This is a genomic window from Exiguobacterium sp. S22-S28 (assembly GCF_043359615.1).
In the GTDB taxonomy this organism is placed as follows: domain Bacteria; phylum Bacillota; class Bacilli; order Exiguobacteriales; family Exiguobacteriaceae; genus Exiguobacterium_A.
The window spans coordinates 19092-41401 of sequence record NZ_JBHFFC010000036.1; the positions used below are offsets into that span (position 1 = coordinate 19092).

Here is a 22310-nt window from a genome sequence, read left to right on the forward strand (position 1 = left end):
GGTTATTCGACAAACGCTTCAGGTTAACCCTGTCGTCCCGACGGTCAAAAAGTTGATCTTATCCGTTCTTCTAGGCAGATGCCTACTCTACCTTGGTTTTCGCTACTCCGGTCATCTGCAAGGTGAACGTTGAAGATTTTACGTGCTAGAAGTTATTTCTGTCACAACCCAACGTTTTCAGTTTTCAAAGAATTGGACATCTTGTTCGCAGATGATTCATCTCCTACTTTCTAAATGATTTCACCCGAAATCGTTTAAAAATGTGAGTATGTTTGACTGAATTTAATAAACGAGAAACAGACCATACGAATTGAACTGCTCCCCTGTCAAGTAGACCGGACAAATAATAAAAAACTGTTAAACGGCTTGAGCTCTGTAGTATAACGGGGTCAAGCCGTTTAGTCGTTGTTAGCATTGTTCTTCGTTCTAGAAGTGAGTGTACCTTTGAATCGAACGTATTTCCTGACATTCCCGATGCATATGAAATCCCTTGCTCGCTATTCGAAAAAAGATCATCCTGCATTCAAAAAAGTGCCGTCTTTTCCGATACGGTCATGCGTCGATAGTCGTTTTGTGATTTGACGTTCGTATATGGAATTTATCAGTACGCTTGTTGAGATGTAGAAGAAAGAAGCGTGTGTTAATCGATATCGGTTTGAAGTACTTCCCTATCTTATTTGGATGCATGATGTATCAAAATGGCTGCTATTACCTTACGTTAGGAAAGAAATTGGCGAAAAATCTACGTAAGTTATCCCGTTTGAATATAATAAAAAGTCCATCAGCCATCCGATGGACTCTTTTTTGTCTATAAGGGTTGATTCTTGAAGTAGTTCATATGTAGGTTTCGACTGACGATCAATAATGGGGGAGAATGAAGACAAGGATGCTGAAGATGATGACGGCGAGGGATGGTAAAAAGCGTCTCATTTGTTTTTCCTCCTTTTTTTAAGATGTGTTGATTGGTCGTGACTTGAACGCTTAAGGTAAAGTCATACATTTATTGTAATCGATTTCAAAAAAATGAATAAGCCGAAAATTAACTTATTATGGAAATGATTTTTTGGTGAAGTTGAACAGTTGGCGCTTATTCGAACAAAAGACGTATTCAAATCTACTTGATTCTAGATAGAGAGGCGATCAAAAAGACGACGGCTCCACATGAATGTGTCGAACCATCGTCAATGTATGGATTATTTGTATTTTCGCTTAACAGGTTTACTATAGCCGTCGGCATCGCGATTGCCTACAACATAAAACGCGATACTGGCGTCTTTTTTGTACAGTTTCTTGTTGATGGTCATTTTGTACGAGCCGTTGCTGCGTGGTTTGGCTTTTCCGAGCTGTTTCCATTCCTTGCTCGATTTATGATAGACATAGGCCTCGACCGTCACATCTTTATTTTCCACTTTTCCTGTGACCGTGCGTGTAGCGCGTGTCATCGTCTTCGTATCGACGACAGCCGATTTCGGAACAAAAGTCCGGACTGTCAGATCGATTGGATCAATGTCATAGGAGACAGGATCTGTTGACCCGTCGTCGCTATCACCATCGTCCTCGCCGGGCTCATCTTCATCCTCACCCGGTTCATCTCTCTCATCGCCGCCATCGTCCCCATCATCATCGCCGTACGAGCTGGCATGAGCGTTGTAGGCACCCCAGTCATCATCCATGCCATCGTCGTCTCCGGTATAATCATCGACACTGACGACTTCAAGGAAGTAGTTCGGAATCGACTGTTCTTCCTCGTAATCTTCATCATAGTCATCCTCATTATCCGTCTCGTGGAAGTCATAGTAATCTTCCCCAATGAAGGCTTCTTCCGGCACTTCAAGTGCGTACGTGCCGTCCGCTTTTGCTTTCGTATGTGCCACTTCCTGAATGTCTTCTTCCTCTGTGTCATCCGCCTGTAAGACGATAATCGATCCGGCAGGTGCTTTTCCTTTCAAGACTTCCGTTCGCGTATGAATATTCTTTGACTCAACAGAAAATTCAGGAGCTGCCTGAACGGGCGACAAATAAACCGTTGTACTGAGACCGAGTGTGAGCAGAGCTGTCCACGTGATACTCTTTTTCATCGATGATTCCTCCTTTTTTCTGTAGTATATCAATCCAACCTCACAGTTATTTCCAATTATTTGAATTCAAGGGAATGGCTTTTTGAAAATTGATCGATAACGCTCATGCAGTTCGGTTTAAAAAAAGAGAAGGGAAAGAAGTTAAAAAAGCCGAGTCTCCAGCATATGATCAGCTAGAGACTCGACTGGCTTCATTTTTTGATTTGGAGTTGTTCTTATTTTTTAGCAGGGATTTTGACAAGGACCGGAACAGGATTTGTAATGTCTTCATATTTGGCGTAGAGCACGACCAAATGTTCACGTTCATCCGGTTGTACGGTGACATTATACCCTTGAATCGTAACGAGATCCGGATGGGAAGACGTCCAATTCGTGATGTCTTTTTTACCAAGGAAGAGCAGTCCCCCATACTCTTTTGGAAGCGTAGCAGACGTTTGACCACCCGTTAGGCTGGTGACTACCGGATTTAATACATTCCCGAGTAAATCAAGCAAGTTGCTCAACAAATCACCGGAAGGATTTTGAATGGACACGTTTAATGTCTCAGTCGTACCTGCGGTTTGCGCCGTTAAAGTAAAAGGTGTGGATTGGTTGCGCGACAGAATTTTACCGTTATTTCCGAGCAGAGACGTATTACCCGACGTCCAGGTAATAGCTGAACCATTCAGTGTCGACGGTAAATTCAAGTCAGAAATGAGATGAAGCGTTCCGACGGTAGACTTGATTTTCGTGAGGTCTTCTTTAAATGGCAGACCTAAATCAGCAGAAACAGAACCGTTGAAGTCTTTCGTTTTCGTCATTCCATTTTTACTGACTGTGGCAGTCAAGATAAACGTTTGTAAAGCGAGTGATCCTTTGACAACACCGGTGTTCGAGATGACATCCGGTTTATTGGAACTCCATTGAACCGAAATCCCATTCGAGATTATTGGCAAGGTGATATTTCCGGTTAAGTTCAACAGAGAACCGAGGTTGATTGCGTTTAGTGCCGCATCAAGTTCGGCCGATTCGCTAAGTGGAATCTTAATATTCGAGAAGACTCTCGATTTCGTGACACCGTCTTTTGAGACAGAAATTGTGATCGAGACCGTTTTATCGGTGAGTCCACGCGTGACTTTCCCGGCGCTTGAGACGACTGCGCTGTCAGACGCCGAGATCGAGAGTGTTGCGCCATCCGGTGGCGTCAAAGCAAGATCTTTCGTCAACGGATTGTCTATGCTGAGACCATCGAGATAGTCTTGAAGCAGCATGTCGGTCGCATTGTCGAGCTTAGGAATTTTGATGTTCGAGAAGACTCTCGATTTCGTGACACCGTCTTTTGAGACAGAAATCGTGATCGAGACCGTTTTATCGGTGAGTCCACGCGTGACTTTCCCGGCGCTTGAGACGACTGCGCTGTCAGACGACGAGATTGAGAGTGTCGCGCCGTCCGGAGGCGTCAAAGCAAGGTCTTTCGTCAACGGATTGCCGATGCTGAGACCATCGAGGTAGTCTTGAAGCAGCATGTCAGTCGCGTCATCACGTTTCGGAACGACGAGATTCCAGAAATCACGTGATTTCGAGATACCGTCTTTCGAGACCGTGACGACGAGTGAGACGGTTTGATCCGTCAATCCGCGTGTGACGAGTCCTGTTTCCGAGATGATGCTTGGTTTAAGCGATGTGAGGGAAACGGTTGCCCCGCTGAGTGGAGGCAGGACGATATTTTTTAGGACCGGACTTTTGATATCAAGTTTATCGAGGTAATCCTGCAGGATCAGCTCGTTTGCATTTGCCACTTTCGGGACGAGGATGTCCGGGAAACTTTTCGTTTTGACGATGTTTCCTTTTACGGCCCGAAGCGTCAAGTCGACGCGCTGGTCTTCGAGTCCCCGTTTGACGATCCCTTTACTCGAGACGACCGCTTCATTGGATGAGACGAGTGAGAAGCTGATGCCATCCGCAGTCGGCAGGATGATATCCATTGTCAGCGGACTCGTGATGTTGAAATTTTGCAGCGTGAAGTCAATCAAGGCTTCGTCTGATAACGATTGACGCGGGACGAGGATGTTGCTGAACGAGCGTCCTTCTTTGACGCCGTCGAGCATCGCGTTGATCGTGAACGAGACGACTTGATCGTTCATGCCGCGTGTGACCATTCCTTTACTTGAGACAGCCGCGTTGTTCGAATCAATCTCAAACGATACGCCGTCGACTTTCGGAAGGTTAATGTCACTTAAAAGAGGATTTGAGACTTGGATGACGAGCAACAGTTCTTTAAGCAGCTGACGTTTTTGTTCATCCGTCGGCTCGGTCACCGGTTTTTTGATCGTAATGGTGACGGCTTTTGATTTTTTCGAACCGGACAGGATATAAACCGAGTACGAGCCGGGAGCGAGTTCACCGCTTATGACGGAATACGATCCGTTTTTGTCGAGCTTGAAATGCACCTTCATGGATTTACCGGTACTTTTATTGACGATGACGAGATAATGGTTCATTCCTTTTGCCGGATAGAGGATTTTCCCGGTCGCTTGAATTTTTTTGCCGTCTGCAATGATGGCATATTTTTGACCGGACTGGACGACATCCGATACAGTCAGCTTCGCTGATCCGGACAAGACGACGTTTGTCGCGGAAGCCGAGTACGTGAGTTTCTTTTGACCGAGGGAAGCCGTCGAAACCTTACTCCATTTGAGTGGATAAGCGGTGCGTTTTCCATCTGCTAGCGTGACGGAAAGTTGCTTCGGTAAACTGACGGATTGGTTCTTACCGACCGTCATCAGTTTAGGGGCCGTGAACTTGACGGGATAGTTCTTGACGGTGACGTACCAATAGGCGTGTTTCGATGTGCCGGAGACATCACCGGTAATTTTTTGTTTGTAGCCGAGCTTCTTTTTGTCGAAGCTGACTTTACTCCATTTGACGGAACGGTGTGCAGATTGACCGTTCGACAGTTTGACAGTGACGGTTTTCGGATACATCAGTTTCTTATTCGCATACTTCACACCACCGTAGTGAATGACGGATTTCGGCGGATGGACTGTCTTGACGCTTTTCCAGGAAGATGCGGAAGCACCAAGCGGAGTCAAGGCATAGGACAGAACGAGAAAGAGACTGATTAAGAGGGCAAATCCTTTTTTCATCAATACAACAACCTCCTCTAAACAAATAGACTGCAGTGTGCATGGATGAACGTGCATCTCAGGTGTATAAGTAAATTTTACCCTTTTTAATCGTAAAATATGTAATATTTTTAACATAATTATACAAATAAGTATATGGTTTATATCTTCAAAAGGGCAGAGGGGATCAACCATTGATAAGACACGATTTTAAAGATGAAATTCAAATACTGCTCATTGTATTTTTTATATTTATAAAGTTTCAAAGGATAGTGTTTTTGTCCTATGTTTCAAGTGGATGACATACTGGTTTTTAGGAAATTCAGCCCGGTTTAAAAGGAGGAGGTATGTACAAAAACATCCTTTTCCCTTGCATCGGATACAACCGATGATGTAAAGGAAAAGGATGTGGTTAACTTCTAAAAGAGCTGCTCGGCGAGCCGGATCTGACTGCGGCCGGTTGAGGTCTCGAAGCGTTGAATCCGGTACGAGTTACTCGTGACGAGACCGGACGAAGCAGACTCGTATTGAAGCGGAGCGAGTTTACGGAGTGCGTCGTTGGAGACGTCGGTCGACAGCCAATCGATGGCGACGACTTGTTCTTGTCGGACAGTGAAATAGTGGGTCTCATAAAACAGGTACGTGTTGACCGGATCGGATGCTGTCCGGGCAGGTGCTCCGTAAAGACGCAGTAGTTCAGCTTCCTTTACTCCAAAGAGCGCGGTCACATCATCCGTGAAGGAGACGTTTAACGTATCTTTGATCCACGCGAGCAGTGCTTCATCCGCGACCGGATCGGTTTTTAATCGCTGGATCGTCTCTTTTGTCGAAACATATCCGGCGAGTTCTTCCGTCACGGCAATCCGGGTGACGTCCTTTTTTGCTTGCAGAATCAGATAACCGTCGCCAAAATCCGTTTCATACAGCGGAGTGGTCAAGGCACGATCCTTGTAGATCGTGCTGCTGCGCGGCTTGATGTATAAGACGCCGGATTCTTCCGCATCCTCCGTGCCGGACATGTCCTTTTGTTCCAGCGCGTCAGGGGTTTCGAGCGTCGCCTCTGTTTTCAAGGACGTATCCGGTGCGATATAGTGGAAGTAGAGATACGTGGCACCTGCTCCGAGCAGGAAACAAGACATCAGCAACGCGAGCCACCGCCACGGAATGACGAGACGGGATGCAGGTGAACGCGTCTCGGAATGGTTCCGGCGTTTGGATGCGTCGGCTCGTCTGGAGTAGGCGAGGACTGGAATCTCTTCTTCCTCTTCCGTGCCGGTTTCTTCAAGAATCGGTCGGGCGACGAGCATGCCATAAAAGTCAGCCAGACTCTCGTGATGCGTTCCGGCAAGAAAAGCCGTCCAGTCATCCGTCGTCACATGATCCTGTTTAAACGAGACAATCGGCGGAGAACCCGTCAGACGGATCATCGTTTCCGTTAAGGATTCAGTGGTCGAAAGGCTGGACCGGATTCTTTCGTGCAATCGGCTGATCTGTTCTTCCGAGTGCGACGTATAAAATTGGAGTGCTTTTAATGAACGGTGCATGGCGCAATCCCTCCTGTCTGGTCCGTGTCGTCTTACATTATAATCAAAAAAGTGAGGGAATGCTTCAATCTTTGTCAAAAACATACATACATGAAAGAGAGGAATGCTCTTATGGTTGACCTGCATTGTCACCTGTTGCCGCTCGTCGATGACGGTCCGGCAAGCGTCGAACAATCCTTGCTGCTGGCACGGCAAGCGACGGCGGAAGGAATACGGCATCTGATCGCGACGCCGCATCTGTCTCCGCCGGATTTTCATACGACACCGGCTCAAGTCGGTTTGATCGTGGCGGAATTCAACGTACTGCTTCAGCAACGGGACATTCCGTTGACCGTTTATACCGGTCACGAGATTCTGTTTGATGAAGACATGGTGCTCGACATCGACAACGGTGGGTTTCAGACGCTCGCGAATTCACAATACGTGCTGATTGACGTGCCGGACGATGACTCACTCGAGTTGTCGGACTGGATCGAGGCGATGATCCGCGAAGGCTACCGTCCGATTTTGTCCAATGTCGAGCAGAAAAAAACGTTGCGGGAACAGCCGGATCGCTTGGCGGACTGGATTAAAGCCGGGGCATTTGCCCAAGTCTCCTGTGCGGGCATTACCGGTGATCACGGAAAAGACGTCCGGCAATTTGCGCTCGCGCTGCTGAAAAACGGATACGCCCAGCTCGTCGCTTCCGATGCCCATCATGCGACACGGCGACCGTTCCGCTGGAAAAACTGCCAGCAACAACTCCTGCATGAGCTGGATGAATCACGTGTGACCGATCTGTATCACAATGCCGAATGTGTCCTGCTCAACCGCCCGCTCGCGATCATTCCGTTGCGACCGTTGAAGAAAAACTGGAAAGGGCAGTGGGCGTAAGACAAACGAGGTGTCGGGGTTCAAACGAATCGAAGCGGGGAATTTCTCTAGTACATCATCTAGAGGAGGCGTTTCGCATGACCCACTACGACTATTTGGAACAGTATTTACTGACGCATACGACGTACAGCCCCCGCACGATCAAAGCGTACCGCAGTGATTTACGGCAGATGAAGACCGGTTCCGTCGAGTGGTCGACGAAGCCGCTTCAAGCCTATTTTGACGACTTGATCAGCCGCTGCCAGCCGGCGACGGCGATGCGAAGGTATCATGCGTTGACGGCGCTCGGAAATGAACTCGTCCGGGCGGGACGATTGCAGAAAAATCCGATGAAAACCGTGCGGGCGATCGTGCATCAGCACGTACCACAACGCATCCATCATCCGCTCGAAGACACCATTCAGACGATTCGTCGCATCGCGCATCCGACCTATCGTCTGTTTTTTGAATTAATCAGTCAAACGGGCCTCCGCTTCATGGAGGCCCGTTTGTTGTCGATCGAAGATCTTCAGTTGGGTGCCGCGACATTACTCGTCCGCCACGGAAAAGGACGCCGGTTACGGACGGTTCAGCTCGGTGCCGGACTAATGATCAAACTGCAAGCATTTTTAGCGGGACGGACGACCGGTCTTGTTTTCCGGTCCGTCCGCGGTCGAGCCATCAACGAACAGCAGGCGCGGGATACATTACGCAAGCAGTCTCTCGTGACGGGCGGACGACCGTTGCATCCGCATGACTTACGTTTTTCGTTCGCGACGTACCTCTATCAGACGGCAGGTCGTAAGTTACTCGAGATTCAGCGGGTACTCGGGCACAGCCATTCCAGTACGACGGAAGGGTATATCCTCAGTCAAGAGACGGAACTCCGGCAAATCATTGATGCGTTGTCAGCGTGAGCCGGTTGATCGACGACCGGGCGACTTCTGTTGAGGGGAGGATGTAGTGCTGTGTCGTCTTCGCGTCACTGTGACCAAGCAGACGCATGACGGTCAAGAGATCCGCCTGATGTTCCCGGTACAACGTCGTCGCGAACGTCACCCGCAGATCGTGCGGACGAATCACGCGACCAATCAGTGATTCGCTTGCGAGCCGGAGTTGTCGGCGGGTCCGGTTCGGATCAAGCAGACGACCGTTATCGTTGACGAACAGGTAGTCGCTTGGAGTCCCGTCTTCAAGGTGACGCGTCAGGACACGAATCAGTTCATCGTGTAACGGCACATACCGTGTTTTTTGTCCCTTGCCGTGCCGGACAAACAGTTGCCGTTCCGTCAAATCAAGGTCGTTCCTGTAGAGCTGGCGGGCTTCGTTAAAACGAAGACCGGTATGGAGGAGCAGAAAATAGAAGGTGTAGAGTGTTTCGTCCTGCAGTGTCTCGATGACACGACGGGCTTCCGTATAGTTAAAGGGGGAACGGTGTTTCGGGAGAGGGCGTGCCGGCTTTTTGATCTGGAGAAACGGATTTTTCGGGAGCGCGCGTTCTGCGACGAGTGCATCGCACAACGTGGCCAGCGCATGGATTCGCCGGGCGATCGTCGTCGGGGCATAGGTCTGCTTTAACAGGTGGAGATACCTATAAATGGACGGGAGGTCGATCGCGGAAGCGTACCGGCAGAAATGACGGACATCGGCGCGATAGGCCTTTTTTGTCAATGGGCTGTAACTCGGGGACTGTTCGATGATCGCGAGAAGACGTTCGAGATAAAACGTCATCATAGGAGGATCGCCTGCACTTTCCGTTTGAGTTCTGACTTTAGGGAGCGCAAGCGGGCGGCGGAATAACCGAGCGTATCTTCCGTTCCGTGGAGCAGGGCTTCAATCATGGCGAACTCTTTGGCGGAGAGTTCTTCTTTGAGCTGGGCGAGGAGATACGGGAAGGAGAAGGTCTGCTGACGCGGTAATTCCGGCAGTGTCTCGACAGCGACTTCACCGGCTAGGGTCCGGTTGCGCGTCGCCAAGTAATCAAGCATCGCTCCTTTCGCACGAATCCGGGCAAACGTGACGGTCATGACCTTTCCTTCTTCGATTGATTTCCAAAGCCGGAGTAACGCCGCCTGACGGCATTCATCCTGTTCATTCGGATGGATCGAGAGACGGGAGAGCAGCGAGTTGACGAGGGGCATCCATTGGTTGAGGGCTTCATTCATGGGAGAGAGTTCCATTCTGTAGATATGCATATCTGATGTATTCCGCGGTAGTTTCAGTATAAGTAGAGTTATCCTGAAGGCAGTGACGAAAACTGGCGGTTTTTCAGAACCTGTCGCCTATGAAATCATTAAAAGAGCGGGGAATGGTCATTTAAAAGTTAAGAAAACCGTTGGCATGATTCAAAAAAGACGATTTGAAGACAGAGGATAACTCTACTTATCCTAGCGAATGTTCGGAACAAAATGTAGGAATTGACGAAATTGTTAATGCATCATGCAAGGTAATTTTAGTAAAAAAATGATTGCTTCGCCTCTAAATAATGAAAACAACATAGCTAGGCGTTAAAACAGTTTTTTGAAAAAGCTGTCTTTTTTTTGAGGGGGGAATCTTTCAAAAAGAGGGCGGGAAAAATAGTATAGAACTAGAATTAAATAAATATATAAAATACTGACATTTAAAACATTTCGTTTTGTAGACAAATATTCTATAATTAGTAAATGTAATATTTTTCTTTTTGTCTACTTTTATTCCAAAGGAGGATTCAAATGGCGTTCGATTTGAACAAGCGTTTTGTTTCGGTGTTACTCTTATTTACGTTAATCAGTTCTTTTTTACTTAATGTGTTATTAGAAGTGAGAGTATTTGCCGCAGGTGAAGGTGTTTCAGTCAAACATGAAGTTTCACTGAATGAAGCAGGACCCGACGACACGGTCATCTATACCTTGAAAGTGACGGTCGCTGCTCAAACTGCAAACAGCGGCTTCGTTCAAATTCAAGATGTAGTGGATGCGAATCTTGACATTACGGATACGTTCATCCCAAAGGTTGACGTGAAAGGAACGAAAACGAGTGTTGGATCAGCCACAATCTCTGGAAATAATATTCAATTTGATTTAATCGACCAAAAGGATTTAGCCGGAAAGACGTTTGATTTAAAGGTCTATGCCAAGTTTAAAGAAACAAGTATTGATCAGACAATCGCAAAAAATCAAGTTTCGATGAATATTGCAGATACAAAAAATGGTGCACCAACAGATATTTCAGAGAAAATCGATGTGCGTATGACCCAAACAAAATTCATTGATCCTTCGGAGTGGAATGTCCTTAAATCAAGAATTGACCCAGCAGGCGGAACTACAGTTGCTGGCGATGAGGACGTGACGTATCAACTATCCGTCGTTCGTTCTAAAGGAAGCAGTGCACTCGAAAAACCGATTTTAGAAGATCTCATCCCAAGTGGTGCAATCGTCAAAAAAATCGGAAATACGGAAATCATCAATAACCAAAATACAACTGCCGCAGACTTTGAGTATAAAGATGGAAAAATCAAGTGGACGTTGCCCAAAATAGTGGAAGGGAGAGAAAAAGACATAACTTCTTCAAAACGTACGATCGTTTTGAATTATCCACTTGCGCAGTTTGAAAATGCAGAAGTGACGAACATTGCCAATCTGTATGACGACGCAACAAAACTATCGACCGCCAATGCAAAAGATACCGTCAAAAATGGCGGAGAAGTGTCCTTATTGGAAGTTAAAAAAATTGCTCAAACGGACGTTTCACCAGCAGATACTGCAGAAGTGCAGCCTGGGGGAAATGTGACGTGGGAATTTAGTCCGATTGCAATCGAAGGACCTTCACGAAAAGCGAAATTAATCGATTTTACATTAACGGATGAAGTCCCGTCAGACATGACTCCTGCAGCAGTCGTGACAGGTGCTTATACGAATTTGGATGTACCCAACCATCCATACAAAATCATCTATACGTTAAAAGATGGAGAAACAAAAACATTAGCGGATAATCTTTCATCCGAAACATCGACTACGCTTCAGATTCCAGAGGCGGATCGTTCGAATATCAAGACAATCCAGTATGTCTACGGACAAGTATCTCCCGGATTTAAAGCGACCACTTTCCCAAAAATCCGGATGAATCTAAAAGCAGACACAACAGAAAAAAGCGTGACAAACAAAGCGTATCTCTCGTACAAACTAGGGAAGGATACGAAAGTCGTGACAGGCGGAGGAGTGCCTGACGAAGACGGTTTTACCATTATTTTTGATGGCAACATCAATGTTGGCGGAACAAAAACATTACTTTGTCTGAAAAAAGAATTGATCTCTACAGAGTCAAACATTCAAAAAGGAGATGAACTCGAATTCAAACTTTCTTTGAAAAATGTGACAGAGGTTGAATCAAATTTCGCAGAACCTGTCATCATCGATGGTTTACCAAATAATATGTCATATGTTGCCGGAAGTGCACGAGTCATATTCCCGGGTCAGTCGGCAAGTCCAATTGAACCGACAGGAACGAAGTCACTCGTCTTTGATGTGTCTGAAAATCCACTGAAAAAAGACGAAGAAATCATCATTACACTCAAGGCGACTGTGGATGATGAAGCACAAGTCCAACAAGCGAACTTCGCGTATGCCGGAACGCTTGCAGCATCAGAACAAGAATTTTCAGCAAGTAACTGTGGGAATGCAAGAAACATCACCGATACAACGGATTTCGATAAGGATGGAAAGTCAGACGATCGTTTGATCCGAGACAGTATTTCATTTAAAACGAATGTTCCGATTGTCAGTATTGAAAAGAAAGAAAATCCTGACGGCGAAAAAATCGTCAAGGCGTCACTCCCGACAGGAAAATACACGAACAGTTCTGCTTCGTATATCTTAACGGCGACAAATGAATCGGTTAAAGGGTCGGGAATCGAGCGAGGCGATGAGATGAAAAAACCGATCATCATCGATGTTCTACCCGCGCAGTTGCTTTATAATGCCGCCTATTCACCAACATTTAAGATTGAACGTGTTGGCGGACAAACAGTTTCAGCGACTCCGACCATTGCTTATGATGGAACTCTTCGTTCCGTCCGTTATACATTTTCAGAGACGCTTCTTCCGGGTGAGCGAATCATCGGTAACGTCAAATACGATGTGGCTCTGGCTCGTGGCGGGAAAATCACGAACCAAGCTCTTTTCACGACCAATGAATCACCTATCTATAAAGGAGAAAAAGGATCGTTAGGTTTGGAAAAAGGTAAAGATTACAGTGCAGGTGGAGCTGAGGAGTTCGTTCAGGCAGAAAACAGCTACTACCTTTTAGATGAGTATCAATTATTTGAGACGGCGAAATCCGTCAAAGGTGAATTGGATTCTAATTTCATCAAAGGCGACGGTAAAGAAGGTGCTGCTGCAGATTCTGGAACGACGACGGCAGGTGGTAAAGCTGCATATACGTTATTGATGGAGAACAACGGGACAGTCCGTGAAAAGATTTCCGTCCTCATGGACACGTTACCGACAATCGGTGATAAAGATATTATCAGTGGTGCAGAACGTAATTCAGAATTTGATTTTACTTTGCTTGATATCGGTACACCACAATTGAACGGGAAAGAGATTACATCCCCTTTCTCGATTGAATATACGACGACTGCGCCAAAAGCGGATGGAAGTGGAGACTGGACGACAACAAAACCGACACCATTTACAGACGTCGTCGCTTTCCGGATTGTCTTCACGACACCAGTCATGCTTGAACCAGGCGAGAAAATTCAGGTTGCTTTTAATGGTGTTGCGGACAAAGAAGCAACAGTTGGGCAGTACGCTTACAATGCATTCCACGTAAACGAAGCGGTCGTACTTGCTTCAGGTCGTGAGAAAGCAGCTGCTTGGAACACGCCTTTGAAAGTAGCATTGAAAGTACAGGGAAATGAAGTAGGAAAGTACTCGCTTGGAGATACGGTCTTCTTTGATCAGAACCGAGATGGCATGAAAAATGCAGGAGAGCCGGGGATAGACGGCGTCAAGGTTATTTTGAAGAAAGACGGTGCAACCATTGCGAACACATTGACGAATAACGGAGGGACATATCGATTCGGAAATTTACCGAACGGAACGTATGATATCGAATTCGAACAACCGGACGGACTGAAGTTTACGACTCAGTCTAAAGATAGTCCGTTAGCTGTAGACACTGATTCAGACGCATCCGAGGCAGGTCTTGTATCGGGTATCATCATCAACGGCAAAGACCAAGATGAGGTCGATGCGGGTTTGATTGGTGTCAATCTCGGAGACTTCGTCTTCTATGATAAAAACGGAAATGGTACTCAAGATGGTGGTGAAGAAGTAGGCATTTCAGGCATCAAAGTTGAGTTGTTACGTGATGGTAATAAAGTGGCGGAGCAAACAACAGATGTAAATGGAAAATACCGATTCACGGCGGAAGAAGTTAATGGAAAATCCAGACCGTTGATTGCCGGAAATTATACGGTTCGTTTCACGAAGGACGATACGTATCTTGGATTCACACGTGGAAATAAAGGGAGTGACGAGACGGATTCCGATGTCACTTTTACAAAAGCATCAACTGCAACGACAGGAAACTATAAGTTGAATGCCGGGGAAGAGAATTTGACGGTTGACGCTGGACTTTTTAAAGGCGCGTCCGTTGGAGACTATGTATGGTTCGATGCAAATAAAAATGGTATTCAGGATGCTGGAGAAGCTCCTTTTGCAGGGATGAAAGTCGTCCTGCAACAAAAAGATGGGGCAGGTTATGTTTCAGTTCCGGGAACAGGCACGGTAACGACTGATGCATCCGGAAAATATACATTTAAAGATGTCATACCCGGGCAAGATTACCGAGTTGTTTTCGATTTAGGATTCTCTAAAGTCATCGCAACAGTGAAGGATGCGGGAAATGACGAGACACGAGACTCCGATTCGGATTCAGACGGTAATACGGCACTATTTGATTTAGTCGTCGATCAAGATAAGACGGACCTTGACCTCGGTGTATTAGGCGGAGAGTTGGGAGACTTCGTCTTCTATGATAAGAACGGAAATGGTATTCAAGATGGTGGAGAAGAAGTAGGCATTTCAGGCATCAAGGTTGAGTTGTTACGCGGCGGAACAGTTGTCGCAACCGAAACGACAGACGAAAATGGTTTATATCGATTTAGTCAAGAAGGATCAGGGATTACGGCTAAACCGTTAGTGGGTGGAAGTTACACAATCCGCTTTACGCTTTCTGGCGGCTCTGACTACGCTGGATTTACGAAAAAGGCAGCTGGAGGAAATGAAACAAAAGACTCAAACGTTGACTTTAAGGTAGGGACTGTCGGCACGACTGCTCCGTTTTCGTTAGCAGCAGGAGCGATTGATGAAACGATTGATGCTGGACTCTTTAAAGGTGTGACAATTGGAGATTACGTTTGGTTCGATGCGAATCGAGATGGTATTCAAGATGGATCAGAGAAAGGGATTGCTGGAATCAAAGTGACACTCCAGCAAGAAATTAACGGAACGTACCAATCGAATTCGGAGTATCCATCAGTCGTGACGGATTCATCAGGGAAGTACACCTTTAAGAACGTCATTCCTGGTTCGAACTACCGAGTCGTCTTCGACTTAGACGCAGCCAAGGCCATTGCGACCAAGACCGGGGAGACGTCTGACGAAAAAGACTCAAATATCAATGCTTTGGGACAAACCGCTCCGTTTACTATTCAGCCGGAAACCGATGATTTGACGCTGGATGCAGGTTTATATGGAATTGAAATCGGAGATTATGTCTTCGAGGACCGTAACGGGGATGGTGTCCAAGACGCAGGAGAAGAACCAATCGAAAATGTTACGTTGACACTCTTCTCCGGCAGTACGCAAATTGCAACAACGAAAACAGATCAAAATGGAGCATATCGTTTTACTCAAACAGCAGACGGAAGCTACCTGCCATACGGTGATTACCGTGTCGTCTTGACCCTTCCATCTGGAAAAATTTTAACGAAAAAAAATATAGGTGATGATCAGACCGATTCTGACTTTGATCCTACAACAAAATCAGTCGACGTCTCCTTTACAAAGGGCAATGTGAATACGGGACAAGGATTCAAAAATCAGACGATTGATGCTGGTCTCGTCACCTTATCCTCTTTCATCGGTCGGACGTGGTTCGATCAAAATCGAGATGGGATTCGTGATAGTTCAGAGCCGCTTCTTTCAGGAATGATCGTAGAACTTTACAACGCGGCTGGAACAAAACTCTTAACGACGACAACAGATGCTGCTGGAATCTATCGTTTCGAGGACGTATTACCTGACGATTATTATGTGAAATTTTTACCGGGTCTCTATCAACCAACACAGTTCCAGCAAGGGGATGCGACAAAAAACTCTGATTTCGATTTAGCAGTCGGGAATTACGGACAGTCAAATTTATTTACGATACGCTCAAACGAGTTAAATGTCGATAAGCAGTTAGACGCTGGATTCCTCTCAAGTAAAATTGGTGATTTTGTCTTTGAGGATATCGATGCGGACGGGCAACAGTCCATTAAAGACAAGGCAATTCCGAATGTCGTTGTTCGTTTACTGCAAAATGGACTTGTCGTTCAAGAGACAAAAACAGACATGGATGGGAAATATTTCTTTGACCGTATGAATAACGGGACACGTCCTCTCGGAACAGGCAATTATGTGATTGAAGTCGTCAAACCGGAAGGATTCAATTTCTTTACACGACGTGATCAAGGAACGGATGATGCTCTGGATTCTGATATCGGACGTTCGACGGGACAGACGCTCGAATTCAATTTTGATTCTAAAACGGATCGACTCGACATCGATGCAGGTCTCTTGAAAGAATTAAAAGGTATCGGAGACCTTGTCTTCTTTGACGATAACCGAAATGGCATCCAAGACGCGGGTGAAGTAGGTGTACCGAATGTGACCGTCAAACTGATAGAAATCGCGGATACAGGAACCGTGGTTTCGACGCTTACGACGAAAACAAATGAGAACGGTCAATATTTGTTTGAGAACTTACCTGGTGGTGACTACAAGCTAGAATTTATGCTGCCGAGTGAGTACCGCTTCACAACACGAAATGCAGGAGAAGATGATACGAAAGATTCAGACGTCGTACCTTCTTCTGATCCGTTAGTAGGTCAAGTCACAGTAAGACTTGGTGAAAATGCGAGTGACTTGACGATTGATGCCGGCGTACTCAGCGGCACAATCGGAGACTTTGTTTTTGAAGATCTGGATTACGATGGTGTTCAAGATGTTAATGAACCTGGTATTGCGAATCGACTTGTTACGCTGGAACAAAAGGAAAATGGTGTGTTCAAAAAAGTTTCAGAACAACAGACCGATGCGAACGGAAAGTATGTGTTCCGACATTTATCGAATGGTGAGTACCGTGTCACAGTTGATACAACAGGCTATTTCGAAACAAAACGTTTCATCGGTGCCAATGATTTAGACTCAAATGTATCAGGCGGAGTGACAGATTCAGTCCTCCTTCAGGTGGATGATTTAGAGAAGTCGACAAATCTTCATCTAGATGCAGGATTGTTCCGCCCTGCTTCTGTCACAGGTGTTATTTGGCTAGACGGTTTCCCGAAAGACGGAACAAGACAAAGTGGAGAACGTCTCCTTCAGGATACGACTGTCGTACTGGTTGATGCAGCCGGAAATGCAGTGAAAGATGTTAATGGAAAAGATGTTCTGCCTGTTAAAGTAGGAGCAGACGGCCGTTATACATTTATGGACTTGTTCCCGGGTGACTATACGCTTAAGACGTCACGTGATGACTTCTTAGCGTATCAAGATGTCACTATTGTCGATACGACCAGAAATGCAGACTTTATTCCACAAACCAATACGTTTACCAGTCAAGTGAACGTAAGACTACAATCTGCCGAAACGAAACAAAATATTGATGCTGCGTTCATCGGTTCGACCGTCTCAGGAATAGCGACGGTGGACCAAAATGCAGACGGTGTTCGCGAGGTTTCAGATCCACGTCTTGCGAATGTAACGGTCGAACTTTATCGAGATGGTACAAAAGTTGGATCGAAAACAACTGAATCTGATGGAACATATCGTTTTACCGAGTTACCAACAGGCAACTATGAAGTCCGTTTCCCGGATACGAAAGGATATCTCGTGACACGACCGAATATCGGTGAAGATGCCCGGGATTCGGATGCGGTGCTCGTCAATGGAACCTATACGACAGAGACATTCGCAGTTGGTGCTGGTACGGACTCACCAAATCATGATATTGGATTCTATTCGCTAGCAAGCATCGGCGGACTTGCATGGATAGATCTCAACCGAGATGGTGTGCGACAACAGTCCGAGTTCCTTCTTCCGAATGCAGTAGTTCAACTCTTTATTGGAACGTCGACAACACCGATCCAAACACAGGAAACAGGAAAAGATGGTTCATACCTCTTTAGCGGTTTAATGCCTGGTATGAGTTATCGAGTAGAAATCAATCATCCATCGTATCGCTTAACTGAAGATCGCGACCGGGGGAATGATGATCAACGAGACTCTGATTTCGAACCGTCCTCGAGTAATCTTGGAAAGGGACAATCTACACTCATTTATCTTCCAAGCGGCGCTGCTGTTCGTAATATCGATGCCGGTTATCTGGCTGGCGCACTGGGAGACCGGATCTGGCTGGATGCGAATGCAAATGGTAAGCAAGACGACAGTGAAAAAGGAATCTCAAACGTACGAGTCGAGCTTCTGGACAAGAATGGAAAAGAAGTGAAACGGGCGGACGGTTCAACGGTGTTACCGGTTCTAACCGATATGAACGGTAACTATCGCTTTGAGCATCTTCCGGCAGGGGAATATCAAGTGAAGGTAGAAACACCAAAAGGATTGGTTCAAACACTTCTTCAAGTAGGAGATACGACAAAGGATTCAAACGTTAACTCGTCTGGTTTGATGGAGAAACTTTCGCTTGAAGTGGGACAGATACGTGAAGATGCAGATGGTGGATATTATGCACTGGCATCGATTGGAGATCGCGTATTTATTGATCTCAATAAAAATGGGATACAAGATAAAGGGGAACAAGGGCTTGCAAACGTTAAGGTTTCTCTCTATCGTGGTACCGATCTCATTAAGACTCTTGTGACAGATGCGAATGGAAACTATCGTTTTGATCAACTTGTACCAGGTGAATACCGACTCGTCTTCGAAGAAAAAGACGGCTTCCAATTCACGCAACCTAACCGTGGTCCGGAAGAGACGGATTCAGACGTTAACTCTAAAGGGGAGACACCGAACATCACGCTGATGAGTGGTGACCAACCCATGACGATTGATGCCGGATTTGTTCCTGATGGCACTGGAAACGGGAAATCATTCGGTAGTATTGGTGATCGCGTGTGGGTTGACGTGGATGAGAATGCTGTCCAGTCACCAGCAGATCTACCACTTGCAGGAGTAACGGTCTTCTTGTTTGATGAGACCGGAAAAATTCTCTTGTTCGAAACAAAAACAGATGCATCTGGTAAGTATCTCTTCACAGGTTTACCTGAAGGGAAATATATCGTGCAAGTGAAATATGATATGAAAAAGTATGACATCGTCTCTCCATTCACAGGAGAAGATGAAACGAAAGATTCAAATATCAATCAAGAAGGACTTTCGAAAACAGTAACATTAGGTAAAAAAGGAGATACCGTTTCGACTGATCTATCAATCGATGCAGGTCTTCAGTTAAAACCTAAATTCCTTGGCAGTATCGGAAAACGAGTTTGGCTCGACCTAAATAAAAATGGTCTATATGACGAAGGCGAACCGGTCATGAAGAATGTCGAAGTGACCCTATATCGCTACTTGAACGGGAAACGAGTAAAGGTCGAAACCATTCTGACGGATTCAAAAGGGAATTACCTGTTTGATGGGTTACAGCCGGGTGACTATCAAGTCGAGTTTGAATTGCCGGATGGTTATGTCTTTACAAAGCCAAATGTTGATCCGAAAGTTGGGTCAGATACCAAACCGGATGGAACAACCGTAACAATCACGATCCGAGAAAATCAGGACAATTTAGACATCTGGGCAGGACTCTATCCTGACAAAGAGAATCCACCTGTAACGCCTGATCCTGACGATGGAGGTGTCATTCCAGTCAAACCGGACACGGATACACCGATCGATCCGAATACAGGCAAACCAATTACAGATGAACTCGACGAAGGGTACACTTCGCCAGATGATCCAAAAACAGATAACACCCCTTCATCTCCTGATACTACCAATGGAAATTCAGGACAGTCGGATAAAACAAACGGCAACGGTGGATTACCGCAGTCAGGTGAAGCTCCACCACTTCCATGGCAATGGATTGGAGTTATTTTGATTCTTTTAGGTGGATTGCTGATGTATCGCAATCGAAAAGCGAAAGAAGTAAAATGATTCAATCGAAAAAAATGGATGAAGGTACGATTTAAAAACGATTACAGATGATTTTTCTAATCTGAACAAATGGGAGGCGGATTTTACATCCGTCTCCTGTTTGTTTTGTCAAAAAAGGATTTGAAATCACCTGCTTTGTTAATTCCAACTGAGCGATGGAAGACAGGACACATACGTTCAAATTTAAAAGAAAGCGATCCCATGCTAAGCTAAGAAACGATATAGTACGCAGAAAGAAGGGGATGTCATGAACATTTTAGTTATCGATGATGAGGAAAGCATCCGCAACCTCGTCCGGTTACAACTTGAAATCGAGCAGTATACCGTGAAGACGGCGCAGGATGGAAAGGAAGCCTTACAGTTACAGACGGAACATCCTTTTGACCTCGTGATCCTCGATTTGATGTTGCCGGATACGACGGGATTTGACCTGATTCCGCAACTGCGGGCCGTGCATCCGGAGTTACCGATTTTGATGCTGACCGCGCGCGATCAGATGAACGATAAGATTATCGGTTTGCAGCTCGGGGCAGACGATTATATGACGAAACCGTTTAACGGAACGGAACTTGTCCTGCGCGTCAAAAATCTATTGAAACGCGTCGTGCAGAGCAGACCGGCACCCGTACTCGTCGAGGATCCTTTTTTGATGATTGATGCAAACGCCCGGACGATTTCCCTTGAAGGCATCCCTTTACCGTTGACACACCGGGAATATGCCTTGCTCGTATTATTCCTTGAACATCCGAACCGAGTGTTTGAGCGCGAGGAGTTACTCGAACAAGTCTGGGGGTTTGATTTTTCAGGCCAAACCCGTGCCGTCGACATCATGGTGCAGCGTTTGCGGAAAAAATTAGGACGGCAAGGCGACCGTCTGAAGACAGTGTACGGCGCAGGCTATAAGTGGATTGACGCATGAAGCTGCGGACCGTCATTACCGAAAATTTTGTCCTCCTGCTCGTTCCGGCGTTACTCGTCTTATTTTTGATTATCTATGGGTTCGTTCAATCCAGCTTATACGCCAATGCCGTCGATTCGACGAAAAAATTGAGTCGGGAAGCGCAACTCTATACGATGGCATACCAAGCAAACGAACCGGGTGATTCGTTTGCCGAGACGGCGGTACCCGTCGCCTCCTACTTAGCGACCCGGTTTGATGCCCGGATCCAGCTGTTCGGACCGCAGGCCGAGTTGTTGGCCGATTCGGAGCGCGACCAGTTGCCTCTTCTCGCGAGTGACATCGATCAGGCCGTACTAGGAAAAAGCAGTTACTTGTTTTTAAAGGAAACAGCGTCACCGGTCCTGTTTTTTTCGAGCCCGGTGTATGAAGGAGAGACCGTCATCGGCTCGATTCGTTTTTTAGTCGATCTCAAGGCGGAAAGCGAGTTGCTCCGGCAACTGACCTATGTGTTCGCGACGGTTTTCGTGCTTCTTCTGATCGTTGCCGTTATGACGGCACGACGTATGTCGCGCAGCATCATCGAACCGATTGAGGATTTACGAAAAGTGTCCCACGCGTTGACGCAAGGACAGTATGCCAATCGGTTGCCGGACTATCCCTATGAGGAATTAACGAGGCTGGCAGGGGATTTCACGGCACTCGCCGACGCCGTCCAGCATAATATCCGTCAGCTGGAGCAGGAACGCGGGGAGCAACAAACGTTTATCGATCACATCACACACGAGTTGCGGACACCGATGGCAGCCATCATGGGGTACGTCGAGTTGATTCCGAAGCTCGAAGCCGAGGAAGCCGCACGGTGTTATCACTACATTGAACGCGAAAGCCGGCGTCTGTTGCGTCTCGTGTCAAATAATTTAGAACAGACGAAACAAAAACGACTGGAGGTCCAAGCGGGATTTGCCATGTTTTCTTTAGATGAACTTGTTCGTGACACACTGTTCATCATGCAGCTTCGTCTCGATCAGCACGGGGTTACCGTACAGACCGATCTCCCGCATGTCTTCGTCCTTGGTCAACCGAATCAAACGAAACAGGTGCTGTTGAATGTTCTCGAGAATGCCGTCAAATATAGTGATGCCATGGTGCTGACGATTTCAGCCGTCAGTGAAGAAAAGCAGATGTGTTTACGGATTGAAGATGACGGCATCGGTGTTGATCCGCTCGTTCTCGAAGAATTCACGACAGGTGCACAGACGTTACAGACCGCAAATGGGAACGGATTTGGTCTGTTGCTGTGCCGTCAACTGATGCGGGAGCAAGCCGGTGATTTCCTAATCGAGAGTGATGAGACAGGGACACGGATTCAGCTTCGTTTTCGTTTAGCGAATCAGATCGCTTCTTTGTAATCGCTTACA

10 protein-coding genes are annotated in these 22310 nt (G+C 46.4%); 5 read left to right on the plus strand and 5 right to left on the minus strand.

Features of this window, described 5'->3' with window-relative positions; genetic code table 11:
• Positions 1–1193: 1193 nt before the first annotated feature.
• The 3 genes from ACHA8N_RS17100 to ACHA8N_RS17110 form a co-directional block, all read right to left on the minus strand.
• Positions 1194–2078 carry a hypothetical protein gene (locus tag ACHA8N_RS17100; protein ID WP_393966431.1) on the minus strand — a complete coding sequence of 295 codons (885 nt, stop codon included), beginning with the start codon at positions 2076–2078 and terminating at the stop codon, positions 1194–1196.
• A 215-nt stretch (positions 2079–2293) separates the two neighbouring features.
• Positions 2294–5203 carry an immunoglobulin-like domain-containing protein gene (locus tag ACHA8N_RS17105; protein ID WP_393966432.1) on the minus strand — a complete coding sequence of 970 codons (2910 nt, stop codon included), beginning with the start codon at positions 5201–5203 and terminating at the stop codon, positions 2294–2296.
• Between the two features lie 398 nt (positions 5204–5601).
• On the minus strand, positions 5602–6726 hold the full coding sequence (locus tag ACHA8N_RS17110) for a hypothetical protein (protein WP_393966433.1): 1125 nt from the start codon (positions 6724–6726) through the stop codon (positions 5602–5604).
• Between the two features lie 111 nt (positions 6727–6837).
• Here ACHA8N_RS17110 and ACHA8N_RS17115 point away from each other — a divergent pair, with 111 nt between their 5' ends.
• Positions 6838–7599: a tyrosine-protein phosphatase gene (locus tag ACHA8N_RS17115; protein WP_393966434.1), complete on the plus strand. Its 762-nt coding sequence runs from the start codon at positions 6838–6840 to the stop codon at positions 7597–7599.
• Positions 7600–7676: 77 nt separating this feature from the next.
• Positions 7677–8495 carry a tyrosine-type recombinase/integrase gene (locus tag ACHA8N_RS17120; RefSeq protein WP_393966435.1) on the plus strand — a complete coding sequence of 273 codons (819 nt, stop codon included), beginning with the start codon at positions 7677–7679 and terminating at the stop codon, positions 8493–8495.
• Here the strand turns inward: ACHA8N_RS17120 and ACHA8N_RS17125 are convergent.
• On the minus strand, positions 8473–9312 hold the full coding sequence (locus ACHA8N_RS17125) for a tyrosine-type recombinase/integrase (protein WP_393966436.1): 840 nt from the start codon (positions 9310–9312) through the stop codon (positions 8473–8475). The two genes, ACHA8N_RS17120 and ACHA8N_RS17125, sit on opposite strands and share 23 nt — an antisense overlap.
• Complete coding sequence (locus tag ACHA8N_RS17130; RefSeq protein WP_147510301.1) at positions 9309–9743, minus strand: sigma factor; 435 nt, start codon at positions 9741–9743, stop codon at positions 9309–9311. Before ACHA8N_RS17130 ends, ACHA8N_RS17125 begins: the two co-directional genes overlap by 4 nt.
• A 546-nt stretch (positions 9744–10289) precedes the next feature.
• Between ACHA8N_RS17130 and ACHA8N_RS17135 the strand changes: the two genes are divergently transcribed.
• The 3 genes from ACHA8N_RS17135 to ACHA8N_RS17145 all read left to right on the plus strand — a co-directional run bounded on the left by ACHA8N_RS17135 (position 10290) and on the right by ACHA8N_RS17145 (position 22301).
• The gene (locus tag ACHA8N_RS17135; protein WP_393966437.1) at positions 10290–19991 is read left to right on the plus strand and encodes an SdrD B-like domain-containing protein; all 9702 of its coding nucleotides are present in this window, start codon (positions 10290–10292) and stop codon (positions 19989–19991) included.
• A gap of 247 nt (positions 19992–20238) precedes the next feature.
• Positions 20239–20910: a response regulator transcription factor gene (locus ACHA8N_RS17140; protein ID WP_393966438.1), complete on the plus strand. Its 672-nt coding sequence runs from the start codon at positions 20239–20241 to the stop codon at positions 20908–20910.
• The gene (locus ACHA8N_RS17145; protein ID WP_393966439.1) at positions 20907–22301 is read left to right on the plus strand and encodes a sensor histidine kinase; all 1395 of its coding nucleotides are present in this window, start codon (positions 20907–20909) and stop codon (positions 22299–22301) included. The genes ACHA8N_RS17140 and ACHA8N_RS17145 overlap by 4 nt, the downstream gene beginning before the upstream one ends.
• The last annotated feature ends 9 nt before the right edge of the window (positions 22302–22310 follow it).